The 24,501-nt window shown below is 34.2% G+C and carries 20 protein-coding genes and 1 tRNA gene; 6 read left to right on the forward strand and 15 right to left on the reverse strand.

Annotation, left to right across the window (positions count from 1 at the left end; all coding sequences use genetic code 11):
- Positions 1–9: 9 nt before the first annotated feature.
- The gene (thiC, locus tag K4G57_RS00210; RefSeq protein ID WP_221531177.1) at positions 10–1,341 is read right to left on the reverse strand and encodes a phosphomethylpyrimidine synthase ThiC; all 1,332 of its coding nucleotides are present in this window, start codon (positions 1,339–1,341) and stop codon (positions 10–12) included.
- A gap of 400 nt (positions 1,342–1,741) precedes the next feature.
- Positions 1,742–2,659, reverse strand: coding sequence for a cysteine synthase A (cysK, locus tag K4G57_RS00215; protein WP_221531178.1), 918 nt, complete (start codon positions 2,657–2,659; stop codon positions 1,742–1,744).
- 216 nt (positions 2,660–2,875) lie between these two features.
- On the opposite strand from cysK, the gene acnB reads away from it, so the two are divergent.
- Complete coding sequence (gene acnB / locus K4G57_RS00220; RefSeq protein WP_221531179.1) at positions 2,876–5,422, forward strand: bifunctional aconitate hydratase 2/2-methylisocitrate dehydratase; 2,547 nt, start codon at positions 2,876–2,878, stop codon at positions 5,420–5,422.
- A gap of 1,384 nt (positions 5,423–6,806) precedes the next feature.
- Here the strand turns inward: acnB and K4G57_RS00225 are convergent.
- Positions 6,807–8,441 (reverse strand): hypothetical protein, encoded by a 1,635-nt coding sequence (locus K4G57_RS00225; protein ID WP_221531180.1) that lies wholly within the window; start codon positions 8,439–8,441, stop codon positions 6,807–6,809.
- Positions 8,442–8,451: 10 nt separating this feature from the next.
- Positions 8,452–9,528: a hypothetical protein gene (locus K4G57_RS00230; RefSeq protein WP_221531181.1), complete on the reverse strand. Its 1,077-nt coding sequence runs from the start codon at positions 9,526–9,528 to the stop codon at positions 8,452–8,454.
- 349 nt (positions 9,529–9,877) lie between these two features.
- Here K4G57_RS00230 and K4G57_RS00235 point away from each other — a divergent pair, with 349 nt between their 5' ends.
- Together K4G57_RS00235 and K4G57_RS00240 are read left to right on the forward strand one after the other, a co-directional pair.
- On the forward strand, positions 9,878–10,105 hold the full coding sequence (locus tag K4G57_RS00235) for a hypothetical protein (RefSeq protein WP_221531182.1): 228 nt from the start codon (positions 9,878–9,880) through the stop codon (positions 10,103–10,105).
- A gap of 179 nt (positions 10,106–10,284) precedes the next feature.
- Positions 10,285–12,324, forward strand: a complete 2,040-nt coding sequence (locus K4G57_RS00240; protein WP_221531183.1) for a cache domain-containing protein — start codon at positions 10,285–10,287, stop codon at positions 12,322–12,324.
- A gap of 74 nt (positions 12,325–12,398) precedes the next feature.
- Here the strand turns inward: K4G57_RS00240 and K4G57_RS00245 are convergent, their stop codons facing one another.
- The 11 genes from K4G57_RS00245 to K4G57_RS00295 all read right to left on the reverse strand — a co-directional run bounded on the left by K4G57_RS00245 (position 12,399) and on the right by K4G57_RS00295 (position 22,994).
- Positions 12,399–13,304 (reverse strand): DUF2156 domain-containing protein, encoded by a 906-nt coding sequence (locus K4G57_RS00245; RefSeq protein ID WP_221531184.1) that lies wholly within the window; start codon positions 13,302–13,304, stop codon positions 12,399–12,401.
- Between the two features lie 40 nt (positions 13,305–13,344).
- Positions 13,345–13,596 (reverse strand): hypothetical protein, encoded by a 252-nt coding sequence (locus tag K4G57_RS00250; RefSeq protein ID WP_221531185.1) that lies wholly within the window; start codon positions 13,594–13,596, stop codon positions 13,345–13,347.
- Complete coding sequence (gene fliS, locus K4G57_RS00255) at positions 13,583–13,960, reverse strand: flagellar export chaperone FliS (protein ID WP_221531186.1); 378 nt, start codon at positions 13,958–13,960, stop codon at positions 13,583–13,585. Before fliS ends, K4G57_RS00250 begins: the two co-directional genes overlap by 14 nt.
- A gap of 13 nt (positions 13,961–13,973) precedes the next feature.
- Entirely contained in the window at positions 13,974–16,040 is a 2,067-nt protein-coding gene (gene fliD / locus K4G57_RS00260; protein ID WP_221531187.1) for a flagellar filament capping protein FliD, read from the reverse strand.
- Between the two features lie 18 nt (positions 16,041–16,058).
- A complete protein-coding gene (locus tag K4G57_RS00265) occupies positions 16,059–16,436 on the reverse strand; it encodes a flagella length regulator FlaG (protein WP_221531188.1) in 378 nt (125 codons plus the stop codon).
- A gap of 91 nt (positions 16,437–16,527) precedes the next feature.
- The gene (locus K4G57_RS00270) at positions 16,528–17,895 is read right to left on the reverse strand and encodes a murein hydrolase activator EnvC family protein (protein WP_221531189.1); all 1,368 of its coding nucleotides are present in this window, start codon (positions 17,893–17,895) and stop codon (positions 16,528–16,530) included.
- Between the two features lie 9 nt (positions 17,896–17,904).
- Positions 17,905–18,711, reverse strand: coding sequence for an FtsX-like permease family protein (locus tag K4G57_RS00275; protein WP_221531190.1), 807 nt, complete (start codon positions 18,709–18,711; stop codon positions 17,905–17,907).
- Entirely contained in the window at positions 18,698–19,366 is a 669-nt protein-coding gene (locus tag K4G57_RS00280; RefSeq protein ID WP_221531191.1) for a cell division ATP-binding protein FtsE, read from the reverse strand. Before K4G57_RS00280 ends, K4G57_RS00275 begins: the two co-directional genes overlap by 14 nt.
- Entirely contained in the window at positions 19,363–20,598 is a 1,236-nt protein-coding gene (gene trmB, locus K4G57_RS00285) for a tRNA (guanosine(46)-N7)-methyltransferase TrmB (RefSeq protein WP_221531192.1), read from the reverse strand. The genes K4G57_RS00280 and trmB overlap by 4 nt, the downstream gene beginning before the upstream one ends.
- 1 nt (position 20,599) lies before the next feature.
- Entirely contained in the window at positions 20,600–21,841 is a 1,242-nt protein-coding gene (locus K4G57_RS00290) for a fibronectin type III domain-containing protein (RefSeq protein WP_221531193.1), read from the reverse strand.
- 82 nt (positions 21,842–21,923) lie between these two features.
- A complete protein-coding gene (locus K4G57_RS00295; RefSeq protein ID WP_221531194.1) occupies positions 21,924–22,994 on the reverse strand; it encodes an RluA family pseudouridine synthase in 1,071 nt (356 codons plus the stop codon).
- Positions 22,995–23,051: 57 nt separating this feature from the next.
- On the opposite strand from K4G57_RS00295, the gene K4G57_RS00300 reads away from it, so the two are divergent.
- From K4G57_RS00300 to K4G57_RS00310, 3 genes are all read left to right on the forward strand, one after another.
- A complete protein-coding gene (locus tag K4G57_RS00300) occupies positions 23,052–24,179 on the forward strand; it encodes an FtsW/RodA/SpoVE family cell cycle protein (RefSeq protein ID WP_221531195.1) in 1,128 nt (375 codons plus the stop codon).
- Positions 24,157–24,233 (forward strand) — tRNA-Ile (locus tag K4G57_RS00305). Before K4G57_RS00300 ends, K4G57_RS00305 begins: the two co-directional genes overlap by 23 nt.
- Positions 24,234–24,270: 37 nt before the next feature.
- Complete coding sequence (locus K4G57_RS00310; protein WP_221531196.1) at positions 24,271–24,498, forward strand: heavy-metal-associated domain-containing protein; 228 nt, start codon at positions 24,271–24,273, stop codon at positions 24,496–24,498.
- The last annotated feature ends 3 nt before the right edge of the window (positions 24,499–24,501 follow it).

The raw sequence follows: 24,501 nt of genomic DNA on the forward strand, positions 1-24,501 counted from the left end.
AATATTCCTTTAACTATGTTGTTCAATAATTTCTTGCGAGATTTTATAGCTGCAAAATTTTGGACCGCACATTGAGCAAAACTTCGCATCCTTAAAAACTTCCTGTGGTAGGCTTTCATCGTGGTATTCACGTGCTCTATCAGGATCTAAGGCTAACTCAAATTGCTTATTCCAATCAAAATTATATCGTGCATTACTCATAGCATCATCTCTAATTCTTGAGTTAATTCTTCCTCTTGCGATGTCTGCAGCGTGTGCAGCAATTTTGTAAGCAATGATTCCCTCCCGCACATCTTTAGCATTTGGCAACCCTAAATGTTCCTTTGGTGTAACATAGCAGAGCATTGCAACTCCCTTCCATGCGGCAATTGCTGCTCCTATGGCAGAAGCAATATGGTCATACCCTGCGGCAATGTCTGTAACAAGTGGTCCTAGCACATAAAAAGGTGCTTCGTGGCAAAGTTCCTTTTGTAGTTCTACATTGCGTTCAATTTCATTCATTGGCACATGCCCTGGACCTTCAATCATCACTTGCACATCTTTTTCCCAAGCCCTAAGCGTGAGTTCTCCTAGTACTTTTAGTTCGCCAAGTTGTGCTTCATCGCTAGAATCTGCTAGACAACCAGGACGCAAGGAATCTCCAAGACTCAAGGATACATCGTATTTTTGACAAATTGCAAGAATGTCATCAAAGGCTTCATAAAAAGGATTTTGTTTGTGATAATGCATCATCCATGAAGCCATTAAGCTTCCACCACGGCTTACGATTCCCATTTTTCGCTTTGCAAGGCGTGGCATATGCTCTAGTAAAAACCCGCAATGAATAGTGAAGTAGCTCACTCCTTGCTTTGCTTGACGCTCCATAACTTCTAACATTTTGTCAATTGTTAGTGCATTAATATCGTTTTTTACATCATGGAGAATCTGATAAATCGGCACTGTGCCAATTGGCACACTAGAGTTTTTAATAACCGCCTTTCTAATAGAATCCAAATCTCCTCCAGTGCTTAAGTCCATAATGGTATCTGCACCATATTTGATAGAAATGAGTGTTTTTTGCACTTCTTCTTCAATAGAGCTTGCAAGTGCTGAACTTCCGATATTTGAATTAATTTTTGTACGTGTTGCAATTCCAATTCCCATTGGTTCTAAGTTTGTGTGGTTAATGTTTGCAGGAAGGATTAAGCGCCCTTTGGCAATTTCTCTGCGTACATCTTCTGGGTTTAGGTGTTCAATATTTGCAACATATTCCATTTCTTGTGTGATGAGACCTTTTTTTGCATAATGCAATTGTGTGCGTATTGTGTCATTTTTTCGGGATTCTACCCATTTGCTTCGCATAGATGCTCCTTGTTTGCAAAAGTTTTTAATTATAGTCTTTTAGATTATATTAAGGCAGTAAGGTAGCAAAATAAAAATAAATTTTAGCTTTTCTTTTTGTGAAATGTTTCTAAATAAGAATAGAATGAAGTTTTAGAAACAATAGAGTTAGAATCTAAAAAGCTTAATAAAGTGCTAAATGAGATCTGTAATTATTTTTTGAGATTCTTAAAAGGATTTTTGATTGTAAGTTGAATTTTTGGAATCTAGTTAGCACAGGAAGTAACTAACTATTTTGGATTCCTTTAACGATACTTTTTAAATAGTATTTTGATTGCGATAACATTTTAATATTCTACAAAAATTAGTAGAAATAATCACAAATTTTAAACTTTGGTTTTGTAATTTAAAATTGTAAAACTCATTCTGTGTAAAGCTCTGTGCTTAGATAGCGCTCACCTGTGTCGCAAAGAATTGTTACGATATTTTTACCCGGATTGCTCTTAGCCACTTCACGTGCAGCCCAAAGGTTCGCTCCGCTTGATATTCCAACTAAAATACCCTCGTTTTTAGCAATTTCTCGAGATTCCTTGTAAGCCCATTCTACATCAACTTTTAAGATTGTATCAATTAGACTTTTATCTAATATGTCTGGGATAAATCCAGCTCCTATTCCTTGAATTTTATGTGGTCCTGGTGCTTCACCGCTTAATACGGCAGAATTTATTGGTTCTACGGCAATAATTTTTGCATTAGGATTACGTTGCTTTAAGACAGAACCTACACCGCTTAAAGTGCCACCTGTGCCAACTGCAGAGATAAAAATATCTACTTTATTTTCTAGTGCATCTAAAATTTCAAGTGCAGTATGTTCTCTGTGTGCTTTGGGGTTTGAAGCATTCTGAAATTGTTGCAAGATAATAGAGTTTGGCGTGTTTGCTTGAAGTTCTGTGGCGCGATTTACTGCCCCTTTCATTCCTTGTTCTTTTGGTGTTAGAACAAGTTCTGCACCAAGTGCTTTCATAAGTCGCCTACGCTCTATGCTCATAGATTCTGGCATTGTAAGAATAAGTTTTATATTTTTTGCAGCACAAACCGCAGCAAGTCCGACTCCTGTGTTTCCACTTGTTGGTTCAATTACGATTGTGTCTTGATTGATTGTGCCATTTTGTAAAGCATCTTCAATCATACCAAGTGCGATTCTATCTTTTACGGAACTTGTAGGATTAAAGAATTCGCATTTAGCATAAATGTTTGATCCGCATTCTTTAGAGAGTTTCTCTAGTTTTAGAAGCGGTGTATTTCCGATTGCCTCCGTGATGGAGTGAATAACTTTCATATAATTCCTTTTGTTTAAAGTGATAAGGCACTTTTTAGAATATTGCAACTTAAAATAAATTTAAAAATTTAAAGTATTTTTAAAAGTGTAGAAAAAAATACGATTTTACACAGTAAACCTAAAAAGATTAAAAAATATTTATCTAAATTTGCATAAAAGGGCAGAAATTTTTGTATCATTTTGGGTAAAACTAAAAATATTTGCAAGGAGTAGGCAATGAATTTCTTTGAAGAGTATGATAAACAAGTTCAAGAACGTGCAAAGCAGAATATTCCGCCTTTGCCCTTAACTAAAGAGCAAGTGTTAGCAGTAATTGAACTTTTGAAAAAAGGAGAGAGAGTTAATGAGCTAGTGGAACTGCTCTCAAATCGTGTAAGTCCGGGTGTAGATGAAGCAGCAAAAGTTAAGGCGGAATTTTTGGGTTCCATTGCAGAAGGCAAGGAGAATATTAATGGAATCTCAAATATACAAGCAATTAAGTTGCTTGGCACAATGCTTGGAGGATACAATATTAATCCGCTCATCAAAGCATTAAAATCTAATGATTCTACACTTGCAAAGGTTGCTGCGGAGGCACTTAAGCATACATTGCTTGTGTATGATGCTTTTAACGAAGTGGTTGAGATTTCAAAAAACAATGCGTATGCAAAGGAAGTTTTGGAATCTTGGGCAAATGCAGAGTGGTTTTTGTCTAAACCTGCTTTGGAAGAGAAAATTACGGCAACTGTTTTTAAGATTGATGGTGAAACAAACACTGATGATTTAAGTCCAGCAGGAGATGCTTTCACAAGAAGTGATATTCCGCTTCATGCACAAGCAATGTTGAAGGCTAGAACGGAAAATGCCTTTGGTAGAATCGCAGAGCTTAAGAAAAAAGGGCATCCACTTGTGTATGTGGGTGATGTTGTAGGGACAGGAAGCTCTAGAAAATCTGCCTGTAACTCACTTGTGTGGCATATGGGACATGAAATTCAGTATATTCCAAATAAAAAAGCTGGTGGATTAGTCATTGGTGGGGTGATTGCTCCAATTTTCTTTAACACTTGTGAAGATAGTGGCTGTTTGCCAATTATTACACCAGTTACTGAACTAAATGAAGGTGATGTGATTGATATTTATCCTTTTAAAGGAGAGATTCATAAAAATGGTGCAGTTGTTTCTAAGTTTGATTTAAAGCCAACGACAATTGCCGATGAAATCCGTGCTGGTGGGCGTATCAATCTTATTATTGGTCGTGGGCTTACGCAAAAGGCTAGGGAAGCACTTGGAATGCCAAAAGAGGAAATCTTTGCAAAACCTGCGCAACCAAACTCTAATGCAAAAGGCTTTAGTTTAGCGCAAAAAATGGTAGGGCGTGCTTGTGGAGTAGATGGAATTCTTCCGGGGACTTATTGTGAGCCACGTGTTAGTACCGTTGGGAGCCAAGATACAACAGGAGCAATGACTAGAGATGAAGTCAAAGAACTCGCCTCTTTGGGATTTAGCGCAGATTTTGTATTGCAAAGCTTTTGCCACACAGCAGCGTATCCAAAACCTGCTGATGTGAAGCTTCATGCAACACTTCCACAATTTATGAGTAGTCGCGGCGGAGTCGCACTAAGACCTGGAGATGGAGTTATCCATTCGTGGCTAAATCGTATGGTATTACCAGATACTGTAGGGACTGGTGGGGATTCGCACACAAGGTTTCCTATTGGAATTAGCTTTCCGGCTGGAAGTGGGCTAGTTGCTTTTGCGGCTGTTACAGGATCTATGCCACTTGATATGCCAGAATCAGTGCTTGTGCGATTTAGTGGAGAGTTACAACCAGGAATTACGCTTAGAGATTTAGTTAATGCAATTCCATATTATGCTATAAAGCAAGGCTTACTAACTGTTGAAAAAAAGGGCAAAAAGAATATTTTTAGCGGTAGAATTTTGGAGATTGAAGGTTTGCCAAACTTGAAAGTAGAGCAAGCTTTTGAGCTTAGTGATGCAAGTGCGGAGAGAAGCGCGGCAGCGTGTAGTGTAGCACTTAATAAAGAGCCAATTATTGAGTATTTAAAATCTAACATTACGTTGATTAATGCGATGATTGAAGCTGGATATGAAGATGCAAAAACACTACAAAGAAGGGCGCAAAAAATGCAAGAGTGGATTGATAATCCACAACTTTTAAAGGCTGATGCTAATGCAGAATATGCAGCGGTTATTGAGATTAATTTAAACGAGGTAACAGAGCCGATTCTTGCTTGTCCAAATGATCCTGATGATGTTGCAACACTTAGTGAGATTCTACAGGATTCTAAGCGTCCGCATAAGGTTGATGAAGTTTTCGTAGGAAGTTGTATGACAAACATTGGACATTATCGTGCGTTAGGTGAGGTATTGAAAGGTGAAGGCATGGTGCCTACGACACTTTGGATTGCGCCACCTACTAAAATGGACGCAAAACAATTAACAGATGAAGGTTATTATGCCCTCTTTGGAGCTGCTGGAGCTAGAATTGAGATTCCAGGTTGTAGTTTGTGTATGGGAAATCAAGCGCGTGTTAGGGATAATGCAGTTGTATTCTCGACTTCTACAAGAAATTTTGATAATCGTATGGGAAAAGGTGCGCAGGTGTATCTAGGAAGTGCTGAGCTCGCTGCTGTATGTGCATTGCTTGGAAAAATTCCCACAAAGCAGGAATATCTTGATTTGATTCCTAAAAAAATATCAGGAAAAGAGTCACAAATTTATCGCTATCTAAACTTCAACCTCTTGCAAGATTATACACTTTAAAAAAATCAACCCAAAGGAATTCCTTTGGGAATGTAATAGGTATTGTTTAAATGGTATTGCCATGACTGCAACTTTTGAGCATTGGAGCTTTTAAAGGAATTGCAAATGTAATTAGGAATCAGTATTTCTAATGTAGTAAAAAATGGTAACTCTTTTAGATCTAATGAAATAGATGCTAAAGATTGCATCTGTAACTTCTAGCCTCTATAAAAACTACCAAAGTTAAAACTTTAAGATTCTAATTTTAAAAAAGATTGCATATTTGGATTTTTTTAACCTCATTTTTTTTTTAAATCTATTTCAAATATTTATATTCTTTACGCTTGATTAAACTTTTTCTTATGTTTTGTTAAAGTTTTAAATTTTGAGTTACAGATATCTTAATCTACAAGATGCTTCAATCTTTAAGTTGGTCATAATTGTATATGTTTTTGCATGTTAGAGAAAGTTTTTGAATATTACAGATATTTTTATGATTAGTTCCGAAGAGTAAATCTGTAAAAATCTATGGAATCTGTATAGGTTGGTCTGTAAATAAATTTTCTATATATTACTTAGGCTTAGTATTGATTTGTCTCAATTTTATTCCAAAAAGCTAATAATATTTACAAAAGGAATCCAAAAATATCACCGCTAATTCTCTACTTTTGTAAAAATGCAATAAGTTTGACAAACCTCCAAATGCCACAAACAAATAAGATAGACAGGGAGAAGGCGAAAATACACTTACTCTTTGTAGTCTTAAATTGCTCCATAGCAGTTAGCAAAGAAACTGATAAGATTAGTTCTTTGGAATAATGAAGAGAGTTTTTTTGAGTAAAATCCCTTCATTTATGTAAAAAAATGTTTAGATGGGATAGTGTTAGTTAAAGTGAGTAAATGGAATAGTTGGTGATTTTTTGCGCAATGGGTTGAATATATGAGCATTAAGGATTCATTATTAAAGATGGATTTTAATTTTAAAAAATCTTGTTTGTGTTTATGTTTCTTACTGCTCTAAATCAAAATTATCATTTAAAGGTTCAAAAATGGCTCTAATCACTTTGAATAGCATACCAATTTTTTTCTAATTCTCTAATTCACTTGTTTTATGACTCGTTGTTGTGCTTCTTTGTAATTTTTATTTTATGCTTTTAAATATTTACAATTCTAATTAATTCTGCGTAATGTATCTTATCGCCAGCAGGAGTGTTATTTTGAGATTGTAAGTATTTTTTGACGTCTTTGAGTTTTGGATAGCTTGAATGTGTTTTGGAATACTGCGTTGATGCGAATCATTTCTGCTTAAAGAAGCTTAGAATGGATTTACCATTTTAAAGTAGTATAGAGGATTCTATGCCCTCTTATACTAAGAATAAAGAATCCTAAGAATAATTTAAAAGGCTTAGGCTTCTACTTCTAGTGTTCTGTCTTTGTTGAGAAGAGAGATTGTGTAGATATTAAAGAGATTATCTGCCACTATTTCCCCATTGCCAGTTGTAATAAGGAATCCTGCAAATTTGCCATTGCTGTTGGTTAGCTTTTCAATCATTTTTGCTCCAATTTCTTGCAAACTTACAATATTTTCTCCATCAGAAATTCCATATTGACTAAAATCTATTGCATTAAGCTCCTCATTATCCATAGTTTGTGCTTCTAGATTAATGCTTGCTCTTTCGCCTTTTTTAGTAATGTGCAAATCACCTGTATCATTATAGAGTCCATCAACTAAAATCTCACGTCCAGAATCAAAACGCAAAGTGATTCTGCCGTCTTTTTCTAGCCTCATAGAAGTTACTGCATCTAAATCTCCCATTGCGGCAATAGTTTCTTTTTGTTTTAGGGGATCATTTAGTGCATTTTTGACACTCTCTAGTCTCTCCTCGCTAAAATCTATTCCTGTAAGCTTTTTGAATTCCCGTTCAATATTACGCATTCCGATAGAGTTGTCAATTTGAGAAATTTTATCTTTGTATTCTTTACTAACCATATTATCATCTAGCAAAGATTCCTTTTCTTTTGCGAATTTTTCTTTATAGGTATAATAGGTGTCATAAAGTTTATTAAAAGTCTGCGTATAAGTGTCCTCATAGTTTGTTTGTCTTGGATGATGTTTATACCAATTCTCTTCAAATTCGCGAATGTTCATACCTTCATATTTAGGTGTTCTTGAGCCATCATCTAACCTATCAACGATATTAAACTCCTCTAGCACTTCCACACCTGCTAGATTTGTCTTTTTGTAAGCAAAGTTTGTGATAATATCTCCACTTGCAAATAAAGCTTCATTCACAGCTCTGTCTTTAAGATTTATCCATCCACCACTATCTGCATAGGCTTCAAACATTGCTCTAATATCCTCTTGCTTGATTCTCTTGTAATGTTGCTCTGGTGAGAAAAGTTTCATTTCATAATCACGATGCATACGAATATCTTCATAAGGATAGAAAGTATTAGTTAGTTTTCTTCCATCTACCATTATTTGTCTTTGATTAAAAAAACTATTACGCCATTCTTTAATTTGTGAAGCATTGTTTTTATCATAACCTTTAATAAAACTATATAAATCTATTGTTCCTACCACATCACTTAAATTAGCAGTTTCGTATTCGCCACTACCTCTATCCACTTTGATTCTAAGCTTGGAAAACATTTCGTCATTGCGATTTAAAAATCCATCACCATTACTATCTAGGCTAAACAAATGTCCCATTTTGTTAATTTGCTGCACACCAACACTTCCTTCTTCTAATGCGCTATCTCCAAAATAATCAAAAAAGATTTCAGCATCTCCTATCGCAGTTTTAAACGTTTTGGATTCTCCTAAGACGTTAAATTGGATATTGCCTATAAAATCATTATATGTAAAAAAGTGGGGTTTATGAGTAAAAGCATGAAATGCGGTTTTTGCATTAATAAAATCACTTCCTCTTTTGTTTAAATATTCCGCGTTATTGTCTATTGCACTTTGTGCGACAGCAATTTTGGGTTTAAAATTGCTAAGATTATTAAGAGCATTATTGGAATTTAAAATTTGCATAATGATCTCCTTAAAATTTGCGAATATCCACAACGTAAATAACATAATTGTTATCTACATATACATTAAAGTCATTTAGAGTTAATGAAGAAGGTTGTCCTATTATTGCCTTGTTGATTTCATTGATAAATATGGTATCTAACCTAAATACTTTATGTTGAACTTGTTCTATTTCCTTGAAAACAGCATTGTAATTATTCATAATTTCAAACATATTTACACCCGGTTGCCAAAAAAATTCCCTCACCATAACACAATCATTTTCTTCTTGATAATTTTGCATAAAAGTTTTAAAGGTATCTGCAGTAATATCAGCTTGTCTAGTAAAAGTTTTTGGTCCCACTACATGTTCTGTTTTATCAGCTGTCTTCCAACCTATTGTGTAGTTGTTTCCTTCCTGATAAGCTTGGATATATACCCATTGATTTAAAGGATAAGGCTGTAACGTTTGCAATCTATCGACAGAATAATCTGTGATTTTTGAAGTAATCTGCAATGTTCCATCTGCATTAAATAAGACATGAAAATAATCATCTCTCTTGCCGCCTTGTGCATTTCTATCCCATTCATTTCTAGTAAATATGATTTTATTAGCAAAATCTGCATAAGATGTTGCATAAATCCACATTCCTGCACTATTAATTGCTACCCTTGGGTCGCCTCCACCACTTGCAGGAAAATTTCTGCCATAAGTATCTGCAAGGGCTATTGTTGCTCCCTCTGCAGTTTTATAGCTTGTCCATTGATATGTTTTTTCACCTTCTGAATCTATTAATGGTTCTACCCTACAAAAGTCAGTTTTGTCTTTAGGTGCAGCCAAATAATATAAAAGTTGTCCGCTAGAATCTGTAACTTCTAGCAACATATCTGTTTGGTCATTAAATGTGAAATTATCTATAGGCAAGATCGCTTTTATCTTTTCTTGCTCTTTGCCCTTTGTTGTTTGTTTTACTTGTTCAAGCACTTTTTGCAGTGCATCTCCGCTTAGGGTTTTGCTAATCCTTACTCCATTGTATTCCTTTAACGTATAAGCATTTGCTGTGCATAAGAAACACAAAAACATTGTTAAATAAAATCTTAAAAACATTTTATCTCCCTCCATTATTAAGTTTATATACACATTATCGGATTATTTAAATAAAAAACAAGCTTTAAAACAAAAATTTTATTTTCAAATTTATCATAATGGATTTATAATTCTTTAGTTTCACTAAGAGCAGAAGCAAATAAACATTATCATCAATTACATTACGTATAATTTTCACATCTCTACAAAAAGATAAGAATACTACTAAAAGATGATATTTAAAAACATTAATTGCTAATTCAATGTATCCTAGAGAACAAACTTTGTAAATTATTCAAATTGCCTTTAGGGTTTGTTTTGATTTAAAATTTTATGTTAAAATACATAAAAAATTAAAAGAAGGCAAGTTGTGAGCTATGAGGATTTAACTAAGCATTTAAAAAATCTAGGACTTAGTAAAGAGGAATTTGCGCAAATCGTAGGAATGAGTTACCATTCTGTAACGAATTGGAAAGCAAAAGAAATTCCAAAATGGGTAGATTCGTGGATAAATCTTTATTACACAGCGCAAAAATACGATAAAATCGTAGAGCTTGTGCAAAAGGAACTCCAAAATCCACACATATCTAAGGTTTAAATCGATTTATCTCTTTGTAAGTGCGCAAAAATATGAGACTAATAAACCAAAAAATTTAAAAAAGTAGGAATATTTTAATTTTTTTATGAACCACAATGCGTAGTCTTAGTAAAAAGTTATCGTTATTTTCAGATTATATTGCTATAATTGCAGAATTTTTTAACAAGCAAGGATAATAAATGGAGCAATCAGTTGTCAGTATTCTAAGTAACTATGTTCCGATGGTGCAACGCTACCAATCGCAATTCTCATCATTGAACACTTTATTAAGCAAAACAACTTTAACAGGAAAAATTAGCTCTCTTGATATTGCAGAAAACTTATTTGATTATATGGAGAGAACACAAGAAAAATTTGAGAATCTTCAAGATGAATTAATTCATACAATTATGGAACAGAATTTTCATAATGCTTACGAGGAGGCACTGACTTCTGCAAGGTTAATCGGTAATATAGTTGGGGCTTTTATTGGGGGTTGCCATGAGAATATTTTAGAGCTATCTAAGAATGAAAATCTGCATAATTTTGCAGTGAATTTTGCTGGTGCAGTGGAGAAAGAAAAATCTAAAGAGTCTTTGTCACAATTATTAGAGATTCTACAAAATTTTGGTAAAAAATCTCAAAATTCTTATAAGGATATTTTTCTTTTTGGAAATGATGGGGCTTTGCTTGAGTGTTTAAAATATGTAGATAAGCAGGAAAATAATATAAAGACAAAACTCCAAAGTGTGTTGGATAGTAACAAAGTGGGATCCTATGCAGAGTATTATCAAAAGGTGGATTTTTATTATAAGAGAGAGGATGCATTAGATGACGATTTGGAGTTGTTTTTTGTGATTCCATTGCGTGAGGGAAAAGAATCTGCAGTTAGTGTAACAGCGGTATTTGTTGTGAATATTCAAGAGAAAATTAAAGAGATTTTGGAGCAGTTTCCTTATCGTCTGCCACAGGGACATTTGGTTGTTTTAAGTGAGAGAGAGCATATTGTATTTTCGGATAATGTGCGCACATTTCCTATTGGACAGCTTCTAGCATTTAATAAACATCAAGAATATACATTTTTAGAGAGTCGTTCCAAAACTTGTATGGTAGCCTTTGGTAAAGTGAGTGGGTTAGAGCATTTAGAGAGTGTGATTAAGAACTGCAATGTTTGCAGGATTGTGCCTTTGTATGCTGCATTTGATGCAAAACGTCAGATTAACAGAGAGATTGACAACTCTTTGCTAGAGGATTCTTTGCTTGTTACAGAAGAACTTGATCGTGTGATTGCTGAGGGTGAAAATATCAATGAAGAGCTTGGCGATGTAGTGATTAATGGTGAGATTATCGCATCAAAAAGCCACTCTTATGCATTAAATCCGATTCTTAATAACATTAGAATTTTAAGTGAGGAGATGAATACGTTGTGTGTTCAATCTACAGGAGAGTTGCAAAGAGGGATTTATAGCACACTTTTTAATATTGTAGAGTATTATTCTAGGTATCTTGTTTTTGCAACAGATATGCTTTTTGCGAAGCTTATTAGAGATGTGGAGCAGATTAGTAATAATGCAGAGTTTATTGCATATCTTAGCAAAGTAGAGCAAGAAGGAGTTGTAGAATCTACGATTAAGGGGCGTTTGGCTTCTTTAGAGCAAGATTTCTCTTATTTTCATAATGTGGCACTTTTTGACAAAGATGGCATGATTTTACTAAATGGGCTTGATGATAATATACTAAATAAAAAGAAGATTAGTTTCTATGGTTTAACAACTAACGCAAGTGATGTTGTTGTGTCTAGTTTTGAACCTACATTTTTATATGGGGATAAGCCAACAATACTAATGTATAGTTATCTTAAGGATTCCGCACATCGCCTAGTGGGTGGGCTTGTGTTTGTGCTTGATTTTGCTAGGATTGGGGATTTCTTAAATCAAGTCTTACCTAAAGAGTCTAAAATTGTTGCAGAAGAGAGTGAGATTTTTAGTGTTGTGTTTGATGATAATAAAAATATTTTAGCGACAACAAAGAGTGATTTTCGCTTTGATGAGTTTTTACAAAACGATGTGATTGACTTTAAAAATCTTAAAAAAATGAATAAGATTGTGAAAATAGAGCAAAAATATTATCTTGTTTGTAGTGATGTTTGCAATGTGCAACAAAGCGTATTCACAGAATACACAAGAAGAACTTTACATGCTGTGATTTTTGTTGCAGTTAAAGAGGATAAGATAGATTAGTTTGATTTTGTTTGGAATCCAAACTTGTATTTTTTGAGAATTTTTTAAGTGATTTTTTAGAGAATAGAATATTTTTAAATATTTTTCAAAACTGCGTCAAATTTGTGTTGTAAATACAAAGGCTGATAAGATTGTTTTGCTTTTCTTAAGCCTTCAATTCCTAAATCTTCCTCACGATTAACAAATTTATAAGCACTCCATGCATTAGCTAAAAACTCCCTATTGATTGCTTGATACGCACCTTGAAATTCAATATCTGCTTTTTCAATATGAATAACAACCGTATCTTGATTTAGCGGTTCGCCAAAGCTAAAAGCAATTATTTGCCCATCTACGCGTAAGATTCCACCTTGAAAGTCGAGATTTTTAAATTCCTTTAAGGATTCTATAATACCTACATATTCATTACGTAAGCCATCACTTGCATTATCGCTAATCTTGCCAAACCAAGTTTGATAAGTGCTGATTAACTCATTAACATTTTGTGCGCTCAATACCTCATAATTAAAAGCATAACGTTCTACAAAGCGATTTAAATGTGTTTTTTTCTTATGGTATTTTTTGCCTTTTAGTTCAATGAGTTCTGGAATGGAGTAAATATAATCACTGCGGTCTTCTCTGTAAATAAAGTCAAATATGTTTGGCATAAGTTTTTCTAGCTCTTCTTTATCCACTTCACTAAGTGAATGGATAGAAAACTTTAAGCCTTTACCTTTGCAAGATTCTATAATTTGTAAAATTGTTTGTTTTTTGGCAGCTAGATTATTATCTTTATGGATAGGATAAAAAATGAAAGGATTTTCATCGGGATATTGTGTCTTTATCACAAGGCAATTATTTAAAATCATATAACTAATATGTCTTGCATAATGCCATAGGTAAAGGTTTGTAAAGGTGAGGTCTGAAACTAAAATGGGGTGCGAAGTAAAGAAACTTGTTAGCAACTCTTTATCTTCAATATCAATCGGTTTCCATTGCATAAAAATCCCTCCAAAAAAAGAGAAATTTTAGCCCAAAACTTTAAAAAGATAAATTAAGCCGAGAGACTTTTTCTTCTTTAGGGAGAAAATTCTTAGTTTGTTTGAGTTTGCGCATTTCAACGCCCAGCCTTTCTTTTTGTTCTTTTGCATATTCTGTAATTTGTTCCATAATTGCTAGGGCTTCAAACATTTCATCACGTGTTTTTAGTGTTGGTAAATTGTCTAATAACTCACTCATTTTATTATCATTTTTATTTAAATATGCTACTTTTAATTCGTTAAGCCAGTTCATGATTTACCTCTTTCCAAGCTTCCAATAAGCCTTTTGTTACTTTAATTACAATATCAATCTTTTCTTTATTATTTTCCATATTTGCTTGTGTTAAAAGCTTTATTTGATGTGTGTAAAGCCCCGTTAGATAATGTGCGACTTGTCCGCCTTTTTCATAATCTAGCGAATTGAGTAATTCTACAAAAATATCTGTAGTGCGATTAATGTAATAAATCTTTTTCTCAATATCTTGTGAATCAATACAACGCTTTGCCATTGAAGCAAAGCGTAAAATTCCCTCATAAAGCATTTCTACAAGTTTTGCAGGTGATTCTACTGCAACTGAGTTTTGTTGGTATGAGTTATAAGCCAAATTCCCTTTCATTGTTTAAGCCTTTTTATGAATTCATAGATTGTTGAATCATTTGCATAACAACATTAGATTGCTGTTGTGTTTTTGCAATCAATTGGTCATATGCTGACCATTTGGAAGCCATAATCTCATAACGTGTATCAATACTTTCTTGCGTAGAAGTTTTGTCTTTATTTAGCGTTTTTTGCTCATTTTGCAGACTTTTTTCTAAGGCATTAAGTGTTGCTTTTTCTCCTGTGATTAAGCCATCCATTGTGTTGCGCAATTTCGTAAAAACTCCATCGATTTCTTTATTGCTCCCTCTTACTGTGCTAGTTGTGCTTCTAAAGAAAGAAATTGCAGCTTCTGGGTCATCTTTATAAGCTTTTTCAAATTTTTCTTTATCAAACTTGAGCGTTCCGCTGCTAGTAATTTTTCCATTTTCATCCGTGCTAGTGCTTATGCTGATTCCGAATTTAAATAAGTTGTTGCCATTAACATCATTGGAGTTGATAATAGAATTTAGCTGACGTATAACACTACGCATTTCGCTATTTCCATTAAACACTCCCGTAACTTCTGTTGTCGCATCATATTTTACAAGCTCTTGAATTTTATTATACACTTCATTATAGTTTTTGACAAAATCTTCCATTACTTCAGAAATTCCTTTGTCATCACGAGCGACACGTACAATAACATCTTTATCTTTTTCAGTTACTGCTGTAAGCTCTAGGGATAATCCAGAAACAACATCATTAATGTTATTCTTATCGCGTTCAATTTTGATTCCATTGTAGGTAAATTCTGCATTTTGCGCTTTTTGGATATTTGTAATGTTCATTTCCCCTAAAAAGTCTTTTGAGGAAGTGAATGTTCCAGAGCGCAAACCAATAGAATCTAAAATTTTAGTTTTTTCTGCTTCATCTCCTTCTGCTTGGATTCTTATTTCTCCTCCATCTTTACTATTAATGACGAGTTTGCCATCTTTTACGGTGGCTACCACTTCTTGATTTGTAAAAGCAGCATTGATTTTTTCTGCAACTTTTTTGGCATTTTCTGTGCCGTCTGTTTCATTGATTCCATTGAGATCAATTTTTTGTCCATTGATGGTGATTTCACCTTTTAATTCACCACTTTTAACTGCCCCACCTTTAATTAAATCCCCTGCTTCAGTCCCTGTTTTAATGAAACCTAAATCTGTGTCTGTTTCTGTTGTTCCTAGTGCCGCTTGGACTTTAGCATTTTCTACGGTGACTTTAATGGGGTCGCCATTTGCATCATTAAACATTAAACCTTTTCCGCTGTTGTTTAAACCAATAGAAACTCTACTTTGAAGATCGGGATCTTTTGCAACTTCTTCGTTAATTTTATCTAAGATTAATTGTGCATTGTCCTTTGATTCATTTCCAATCTTACTGCCAATTGTGCTCAAATCCACAGAAATAGTTTTTCCGCCAATTTCAACTTTAAGTGTTCCGCTTGTAATTTGTCCACCCGGAGTTGCAGCACTCTCTAGTGTGCTTCCAAAATAGATTTTATTGTCTTTACCGGAATCTTTGCTTTGAATCATAAGGCGATAGGGATTATCACCGCCTGTTTTCATAATGATTCCAATAACATCACCATCTGTTGCATCAGTAATGCTTTGAGAGACTTCAGATAGAGTTGCACCTGCTTTAACATCAATGCTATAGTTTGTCCCTTTGTGGTAAAAATCAATTGTTGTGTTTTTGTTGGTAAAAACACTATCTCTTGAAGCAAATTCTTTTCCTACCTGATTGACATCATTTTGTGCAAGCTGACTAACATTAATTTTAAGGTCTTGAATTGCTAAGCCTTCTCCTGCAGTTGCTTTTACACCACTTCCCTCTATGGAAGTTTTACGCTGTTGATAGGTGCTAAAATCAGAGAGTTTTTTAAAGTTACTATTAAGAGAAGTCATCATTGTCATAAGAGAAGTAAGCTCTTTTTGCTTCTCCATATTTTTCTCTATTTTCTTAGTAATAGGGTCAATTCTCCACTTGGTTTCTTGATCTTTTAATTGATTTATGGTGTCCCAATTTAAAACATTACTTCCGATTCCTAAACTAGCCATAGGTCCTAAAGCCATAACAATCTCCTTATAAATTTATGCTTGTTTGTTAAAGATAATCCCAACAACTTCTTTCATTTTCGCCATTAATTCCATTGCCTCATCACTTGGAATTTTGCGAATTACGCGGTTAGTATCACGTTCACTTACCGTTACATACAATCCCTCAATATCTTCACTAAAGCCAAATGTAACATTTGTATTTAGAGGATTTAGCTCTTTGTTTAGTTGTTGTGCAAGCTCATTTAGCTTTTCTTTTTGTTCTTGAATCTTTTGTTCTTCATTCAAGCTTTCTAGTTCATTTTGGATTGCCTCTGTTCTTGTTGGGGCTTGCATTCCATTGTTATGCTGTTGAGAATAAACAGCATTACCTTGCCTATTAGCAATATTCATTCCAATTTCATTTACATTCATTATGACCTCCTTGTGGATGTTTATAATAACTGCGTAGTATATCGGATATTTCATTTAAGAGATAATAGCTACAATAGAATTTTTTATAAATTTAGATATTTTTTGCGCTAATGAGTTCAAGGGGGTCAATATGCTTGTCTTTTAGTGTAACTTCAAATTTTAGTGCATTATCTACGCGTCCTATGGTATAGCCTTTTTTGACCGTGCGTCCGGGCTTAATTGTGGGAGCGATTTTGTCAAGCTGTGCATAAATTGTGTGCATATTGTTTTTGTGTTCAATAATCACAACACGTTTTAAAATTGGAGTATCTTTAGCAAAAACAACTTTACCATCAAGCACACTTTTAACCTTATCATCACCCTTTGGAGTTAGTGTTACAGACTCGTTAAAAACTTTCATCTTATACACGGGGTCAAAATAGGGTCCAAAGCGCTTTTCAATGGAGAAATTGTCAAGAGGAGCAATGGTTTTTGCGCCCTTGTATTTTGTGGTGCTAATGTCATGGTAAGAGTTTGCCACTTGACGCACATCAAAGCCATCAGAAGATTTAATGGGTTCTTTTGTGGAGGGTTTGGTAGCAGATTTTGGTTTGTTGGCTAGAATTTGATTTTTATTTATCGTGTCCTCTGTATTGCTTGAGACAAGTTTGGATTCTTTTTGACGTTTTGCTTCTGCTAGCCTCGCTTCTTCTTGTTGCTTCAATTCTGCTTCTTTTGCTAGAGCTTCTAGTTTTTTGCGCCTTTCTTCTTGATTTTTTAAAATATTGAGATTTGCCAAAATGTCTTGCACTGCATCACGTTCTTTAGCGATTTTTTGAAGCTCATTATTGTATTTTGTGATTTCCTTTTGATAATTTGCAATGAGTATGGTTTGCTTATTTTGAAGCTCTTTTAATTCTTTACGCTTTTTGTTTTCTGTATCAATAAAGTTCTTTAGTGTGGTAATTTCATTTTGGAGATTTTGTAACGTAGCAATGGTTTTGCTCTGCTTTGTGCTTAGGTCTTTTAAATGGGATTTTGTCGTATTGCTTAGGGTTTTAAAACTCTCTTCTGTAATTAAATCTTGAATGGATTCTGGTTGAAAATCGTTTAGCAAAATGATAAAAGAAATATCTTTTAGGATTAAGTTAATAATTTCTGATTCTATTTTTTTGCGCGTTTGAAATAGAGATTCTTGGTTACTCGTTAGGTTTTTAATAAGTGTTTGTTTGTTTTCGTATTCTTTCTGATTTTTAGCGATATTATTTTCACTTAAGAGAATAATTTGTTCTAAATCTTTGCTTTCTTTCTCTTGTTTGTTAATGGCATCACCGAGTTCTTGAAGTTTTGCATTAATTTGTGCTTCTTTTTTCTTTTTGTCTTCTAATGTTGTTTTGTTTTGACTGATTTTTTGATTAATGGAATTAGATTCTGCTAAAAGTGCATTGCATAGGACAAGAATGACTAGCCAAACTCGCATTAACACCCTTTAGTCTTTTTGCTGTAAGCTTACAATCCACACAGAAATTAGTGAGAGCGTAAGACCAGTTAGCAATAAAACAATGGAATCTAAAAAGGGAGAAAAAATCTCTGGATTTAACCCTAACTCTTGAAAAAAGATAAGCAATGATGGATTTTGAGAAATGTAAAATAGTCCTCCAACAACAATTAAAGTCGCCAAAATCGTATCTATGCAAGCTAGACGGAATAGTATTTGTGAGCGCATCCATAAGGGAGCACCAAAAAGTGTCATTATCTCCATACGTTCAATGTGTTGGAATTTCCAAATTTCAATTTGTTTAAACATTAAAAGTAAGCTAATAAGTGCAATAAGGCTTGAGAAAATCATAATACTCCCATTAATGATTAATAAGAGTTGGTAGATTTGATTGTGGCTTTTTGTGAAAGTTTCAATGCGCACGATTTCCTCAAAATTTTCTAATGTTTTTTGGATAGCAATTAAACGTGCATCGCTAGGGTAGGTGTTAAGTGTTAGAGAATAAAAATATGGTAAGGATTTTTTAAGTAGAATCAAATTTGCTTGGCTAACATTATTTTTTAGGCGGTCTAAGACAATTTGTGCATTAATTGGACTTAGTGCTTGCGCTTCTGTGATCTTGTTGCGTAAAGATTCTAAAGATAGTTCTTTTTTGCTGGCTAAAATGATTGCGTAGTTTTTGCCGAGTTTGCTCTCATAATCTCTAAGCGTGCGATTAACAAGTAAAATACTCTCTAATGCAAAGAGTAATGCGACAAGCGGAATAATTAAGCTCAAGTGATTTTTAAGAGAGTTCATAAATTACCCCCTCTTCAATGTGAAAATGCCTATAATGTATTCCTAGTGCTTCTGGAATCCTATGTGTTACGACAACTACGGTTATTCCCAATTGTGTATTGACTCCTCTTAAAAGGTTCCATATGACTTCTGAAGAATAATCATCCAAGTTTCCAGTTGGTTCATCAGCAAGAATTAAAAGTGGATTATGTGCTAAGGCGCGCGCCATTGCTACACGTTGTTGCTCACCTCCACTTAGCTCCATTGGATATTTGCTGCCTTTATGTGAGAGTTTGATGTGGGTTAAAAGTCTATCGGTTTGGGTTTGACAAGATTCTTTTGTAAAGCCACCAATAATCATTGGCAACATAACATTTTTCTCTACATTAAAGTCTTTAATAAGCTTGTAATCTTGAAAAATGATTCCTAAATGACGACGTAAAATTTCTATATTTTTTTTATTTGCTTTAAACATTTCCATGCCGCAAATTTCAAGTGAGCCACTTTTAAGCGGTAAATCGCCATACATTGAGCGCAGTAGAGTGCTTTTACCGCTTCCGCTTTGTCCGCTAACAAAAACAAATTCTTTAGGGTAAATGCTAAAACTTGCATTTTTAATAATGATGTCATTTTTATAGCCTAAATGTATGCCATTTGCTTGGATAATAGGATTCATAATGATTCCTTGCAGTTTTTGGTAATGTATGCCTTTAAAAGATTATGTGCTTTGTGGTTAATTGCAGAGGGTAGGGGATTGCTCCTAAAATAATGCAGAGTAGAATCTTGTATTATATAACGTGTTTCAGGGTAGTTAAAATCCCCAAAAGCGATTCTTAATAAGTTGCTTTTCTGTCCTAGAAATATATCTTCAAGATTTAAAAAATAATCCTTTTGGATAAATTTTCTAGGTTTAAAATCCTTGTGTGTAAATGCGGAATCAAAAATAAAATCAAAATCCAACACTCTTTCTTTAGAGGTTTGTAAAGCAAAGCATTCAAGGTTATAAATGTCTTTTTGCTGTCTTAACCATCTTGCCTCATATTTGCTAATAATTGTTTCCTTAGTATTCTTTTGGGATTCTATTTTAAAGGATTCTTTAAAGTTTTTCATTAGTTCTTTTACAAAGGTAAAATACTCCAAACTATCAGTGCGTAGCTGCAAATGCCCATCTTGTTTTAGCACTCTAGCACTTTGTGTTATGAATGCTTGACTAAAGATTCTGCGATTGGGCTTTTTGTCCCAAGGCACTGGGAAATGCACAAAAATCTTATCTAAAATGTTTGATGGTAAAAGTTCTAGAAAAATGCGTGCATCAAAAGCGAGAATAAGGATATTGTCTAATTTTTGGATTCCAATTTGGCGTGCGACTTGTTCTAAGGAGGGGTGGTGGATTTCAAGTCCAATATGCAAGATATTAGGATTTTGATTGGCATTATGCAATAAATGCCTACCGCTACCAAAACCAATTTCTAGCCAAATGTTACTAAAGTTGCGTTTAGATTCTGCACATGTTCTATTAAAAAGTGCGGAGAAGTCTAAAAAATCATTAATTTCTTTGATAAAAGGTAATTTGTACTCTAGGGTAATAGTGTTGCGGTTTAGGTTGTGAGTAAGAATAGAATCTTGCATTTGGGAGAGAATCTCAAGTGCATTTTTGATAATCTCAATGGGTGCAATACGTGAGTATTTATCAAAGCGCACAAGAATAGTATTTTCACTTCTTTTAATCTCTAAAAAAAATTCTTTTATTTGTGCGCTATCCTTAGGGGTAAAGCGAATTTGCAAAAGGGAAAAATTTGGATTATTTTTAGAAGTAAAAAGCTCCAAAAACTCAAACTCTCCCACACTATGTGTGGCTTTATAAGGGAGATTTGGGAGTGTTAGTTTTGGAGTTTTGAAATGTGGCATATTATTTTGGCAATGATAGTGTAACTTCTTCAGAAGGCTTAGATTCTAAGCCATTTTCATCAATGGCACTAACGCGGTAGTAATATTTCTCACCCGCTTTAATTTCTCTATCAATAAATTCTGGGGTTAGGACTTTGTTGTAGCGCAAGGTTTCTCCGAAAAATAGAGAATCTTTTTTATACACAATGTATTCTTTCGCGCGTACATCAGTTGGTGTCCATCTAAGCACAACAGAGCCATTTTCAATGCGTGCGTAAGTAATGCTAGGAGTGCTTGGAATTGCAAGTGTTGCTCCAGTAATTGGACCACTCTCTAGACTATCAATTCCGTCTTTATCTGTGGCGATGATTTTGTATCGGTAACTCTCCCCATCTTTTTTGATAGAATCTTGGTAGATAGTCGTATTACTAGGGATTGTAGCGATAGTGCTAAAAAGACTTGAGATAAAGCTAGAACGTAAAATCTTGTAAGATACCACTTCTTGATTTGGGTGTAAATCCCAATTTAGCGTTATTTGTTTTGGCTGGTCTAGTGTTGCGTGGAAGTTTGTAATGGGTGTTGGCTTTGGCTTAGTTGTCGCACTTACTATGGAAGATGGAGAGGATAAAGAGTTTTTTGCATTATATGCTAAGACTTGATAGGTGTAAGTTGTTTCATCTTCTAAGTTTGTGTCTAGAAATTCCACAAGCAAACGATTTTTTACATTCCCCACTTCTTTCCATTTTCCATTTTTGTCCTTGCGTTGCACGATGTAACCTATGACGCGTGGATCTTGGTGCGGACTCCAAATAATTTTGACTTTACGTGGATAATTACTAATAGCTTCTATGTAGGTAACCGCTGAAATAGAGAGTGTTGCAGCACTTACTGCTGGAGAGTAGGAAGAGATATTATGGTTCTTATCGAATGTGGCGATATGGTAGATGTATTGTGTGCCAGCCTTTAGGTTTTTATCTGCATAATGTGTGTTGAAACGAGAATTTAGAGTGGCAACTTTTTCAAAGTCTTGCCGTGCATTGGCTTCTTTGCGATAAATGTAGTATCCCATCACATTTGGATCTTGCACGAGCTTCCATTCAAAAGCAATGGTATTTACATCGCTTAAAACACGGATGTCGCTAGGTGGAGTGATGTTGTTATTGATTGTTGGATTTGTATTAAAGACTGCACTACTGCAACCGCTAAATAGCAAAAAAAACAGACTTAAGATTCCGCCTAGAGCGTTTAAAAGGAGATTGCGCATAATCTAGACTCCTAATAAGTTAAAGTTAAAATAAAATTTGGGTTTAGACATTGATTCTAGCATAAAATGCACAAAATTTGCATTAAATTGTTCTAAATTGTTGTTGGTAAATTTGAGCAAGAGGGATTGTGATAAGCTTGGGATTTTCAGTGTTTTGGTAGGTTGATACATTAAAATGTGTATGTAAAAAATCTTGCATATCTGTTGGAATTGGTGCGTAAAATTCTAAAGGTTTTTGTGTTTTTGGGTGAAATAAGTGTAAGAAATGTGCATGAAGTAGGATTCTTCCTGTATAGCTACCTTTATAATTATAAAAGGCATCTCCTAAAATATGGCGGTTAATCGCGTTTAAATGCACACGGATTTGATGCGTGCGTCCAGTGAATAGCTTTGCACCAATTAAGGTTGGAATCTCTGTTTTTATGCTTGAAAATGTGGAATCACAAGTGGAATCATAAAGGTTTGGAATCTCAAAAAAGACAGTTTTTGCCCTCTTTGCAGTAGTGTTATTCGGATTTGTAGTGATGTATTTAAGCCTGTGTTTTGGGTGGCGCATTATTGGGAATTCTACAATTTGTGATGCTTTTAGAGGTTTGTCAATCATGCAAAGGTAGTAGCGTCCCATTTGACGCGTTTTGATTTGTTTGCTTAAATTTTCATGTGCAACGTTGTTTTTAGCAATAACAATTGCACCACTAGTGTTTTTATCCAGTCTATGCACAATGCCTAGACGATAGGAATCACCGAGATTTGAAAGCTTAAATCCATTGTTTCTTAAATAATCTACAAGAGTAAATTGCAAGTCTTTCTCATGTGTCCTATGTACAATAAGATTTGTAGGTTTATTTAAGATTAAAATGTCAGAATCCTCATATAAAATAGGGATATTAAGATTCTTAAGAGAGGAATCTTTTTTGGATTCTGTCGGAGAAATTAGCATCAAAGTGTCGTTGGTATTTAATGTAGCTCCATATTTATTTAGTGGTGAGGAGTTTAGGAGAACTGCTTTTTTATTGATTAGATTTTGCACTTTAGAACGTGAGATATTTAGGGCGTGAGATAGAAAAATATCTGCACGAATTCCCTTATTTTTGTTGTCTATTGTAAAAATATTTGAAATTTTTGTATGCATTTGCTTAAAATTTTGTTGCATGTAAAGTTTCTTTATGTTAAAATTCTTAAGATATTTTTAATTTTTTCAAGGTTTATTTTGTTTGGCTTCAATCGCAGGATTTTAACATATTTTGATTTTACATTGCCTTTATTGATTATGCCCATTATTTTGCTTTCATGGTATTTGATTGATGAAAATAATGTATTTTTGGGAAATAAAGTGTTGATTTATGTTTTTGTGGGATTGCTAGTTTTTGTGGTTGTGTTTTTAATCCCATTGCGTAGAATGTCTTGGTTTATCATCGGCTTTTATTGGGTGAATATTTTATTGCTTGTAGCTGTGGAATTCTTTGGAGATACGCGTTTAGGGGCGCAAAGGTGGCTTGAGATTCCTTTTGTGCATTTTACTTTTCAACCATCTGAAACAATGAAACCTGCGCTAATTTTAATGATGGCATATTTAATTAGTAAAAATCCACCCAAAAAAAATGGTTATAAATTTTTAGACTTTCTAAAACTTTCTTTTTTTGTATTATTGCCCTTTGTTCTTGTTCTAAAACAGCCTGATTTGGGGACTGCTTTAGTGTTATTGTTAATGAGTTGCGGAATGTTATTTTTAATTGGTGTAAATTATAAAATTTGGCTAACTATGCTTGCTGGTGTAATGCTTTTGTCACCCATTTTGTATGCGAATTTGCACGATTACCAAAAAAGACGCATTATGGATTTTGTGCTAAAAGAGCCGGATTATCAAGTGAGGCAATCTATTATAGCCATCGGTTCTGGAGGAGTGCATGGCAAGGATAAGGAACAAGCAACGCAAGCTGCGTATAAGTTTTTGCCTATTGCGACAAGTGATTTTATTTTTCCTTATTTTGCGGAACGTTTTGGATTTGTGGGTGTGATTGGACTATTTATTTTGTATGCTGTGCTTATTTTTCATATATTCTCAATGAGCAACATTGATGAGAAAGACTATTTTTTAAAGGTCGTGTCTTATTGTGTTGGATTGCTTGTATTTATTTATTCTGGAGTGAATATTGCAATGACTATTGGATTAGCTCCTGTAGTTGGGATTCCATTGCCTTTGTTTAGCTATGGTGGAAGCAGCTTTATCACCTTTATCATTCTTTTTGCTATCCTTGAGAACTTACTTGCCTTTAAGTATAGATTTGTGTATAATCACAATTCTTTTTCAAAAAGGGCCCTTAGCTCAGCTGGTTAGAGCACTCGGCTCATAACCGATTGGTCATAGGTTCAAGTCCTATAGGGCCCACCACTTGCGACTATAAAATGATTAAATTTAGGAATTCAAAATGCAAAAAATTCAATGTCAAAATATTAAATGTGAAGGCTGTGTGAAAAAGATTAACGATGCGCTTTTAGCAGAATATCCAAGTTTGCGTGTGGACATTGCAACACAATGCGTGGAAGTAGAAGCTAGTGAGAGTGCTTTAGAAGCAATTAGAGTTAAACTGCAAGAATTGGGATTCTTAGTTCCTAATGGAATCTTTAATAAGTTTAGAGGTTTTTTAAACAAATAGGGT

The sequence above is a fragment of the Helicobacter turcicus genome (genome assembly GCF_019711685.1).
GTDB classification, from domain to species: Bacteria; Campylobacterota; Campylobacteria; order Campylobacterales; family Helicobacteraceae; genus Helicobacter_D; species Helicobacter_D turcicus.

Excerpts from the sequence above, each read along its gene's own strand:
- acnB (WP_221531179.1), top strand. The coding sequence starts at position 2,876 with ATGAATTTCTTTGAAGAGTATGATAAACAAGTTCAAGAACGTGCAAAG.
- K4G57_RS00265 (WP_221531188.1), bottom strand. The coding sequence starts at position 16,436 with ATGAATGTAAATGAAATTGGAATGAATATTGCTAATAGGCAAGGTAAT.
- K4G57_RS00225 (WP_221531180.1), bottom strand. The coding sequence starts at position 8,441 with ATGCAAATTTTAAATTCCAATAATGCTCTTAATAATCTTAGCAATTTT.
- fliS (WP_221531186.1), bottom strand. The coding sequence starts at position 13,960 with ATGAAAGGGAATTTGGCTTATAACTCATACCAACAAAACTCAGTTGCA.
- K4G57_RS00230 (WP_221531181.1), bottom strand. The coding sequence starts at position 9,528 with ATGTTTTTAAGATTTTATTTAACAATGTTTTTGTGTTTCTTATGCACA.
- K4G57_RS00240 (WP_221531183.1), top strand. The coding sequence starts at position 10,285 with ATGGAGCAATCAGTTGTCAGTATTCTAAGTAACTATGTTCCGATGGTG.
- K4G57_RS00250 (WP_221531185.1), bottom strand. The coding sequence starts at position 13,596 with ATGAACTGGCTTAACGAATTAAAAGTAGCATATTTAAATAAAAATGAT.
- K4G57_RS00245 (WP_221531184.1), bottom strand. The coding sequence starts at position 13,304 with ATGCAATGGAAACCGATTGATATTGAAGATAAAGAGTTGCTAACAAGT.
- K4G57_RS00275 (WP_221531190.1), bottom strand. The coding sequence starts at position 18,711 with ATGAACTCTCTTAAAAATCACTTGAGCTTAATTATTCCGCTTGTCGCA.
- K4G57_RS00295 (WP_221531194.1), bottom strand. The coding sequence starts at position 22,994 with ATGCAACAAAATTTTAAGCAAATGCATACAAAAATTTCAAATATTTTT.
- K4G57_RS00280 (WP_221531191.1), bottom strand. The coding sequence starts at position 19,366 with ATGAATCCTATTATCCAAGCAAATGGCATACATTTAGGCTATAAAAAT.
- K4G57_RS00310 (WP_221531196.1), top strand. The coding sequence starts at position 24,271 with ATGCAAAAAATTCAATGTCAAAATATTAAATGTGAAGGCTGTGTGAAA.
- thiC (WP_221531177.1), bottom strand. The coding sequence starts at position 1,341 with ATGCGAAGCAAATGGGTAGAATCCCGAAAAAATGACACAATACGCACA.
- cysK (WP_221531178.1), bottom strand. The coding sequence starts at position 2,659 with ATGAAAGTTATTCACTCCATCACGGAGGCAATCGGAAATACACCGCTT.
- K4G57_RS00290 (WP_221531193.1), bottom strand. The coding sequence starts at position 21,841 with ATGCGCAATCTCCTTTTAAACGCTCTAGGCGGAATCTTAAGTCTGTTT.
- K4G57_RS00270 (WP_221531189.1), bottom strand. The coding sequence starts at position 17,895 with ATGCGAGTTTGGCTAGTCATTCTTGTCCTATGCAATGCACTTTTAGCA.
- trmB (WP_221531192.1), bottom strand. The coding sequence starts at position 20,598 with ATGCCACATTTCAAAACTCCAAAACTAACACTCCCAAATCTCCCTTAT.
- fliD (WP_221531187.1), bottom strand. The coding sequence starts at position 16,040 with ATGGCTTTAGGACCTATGGCTAGTTTAGGAATCGGAAGTAATGTTTTA.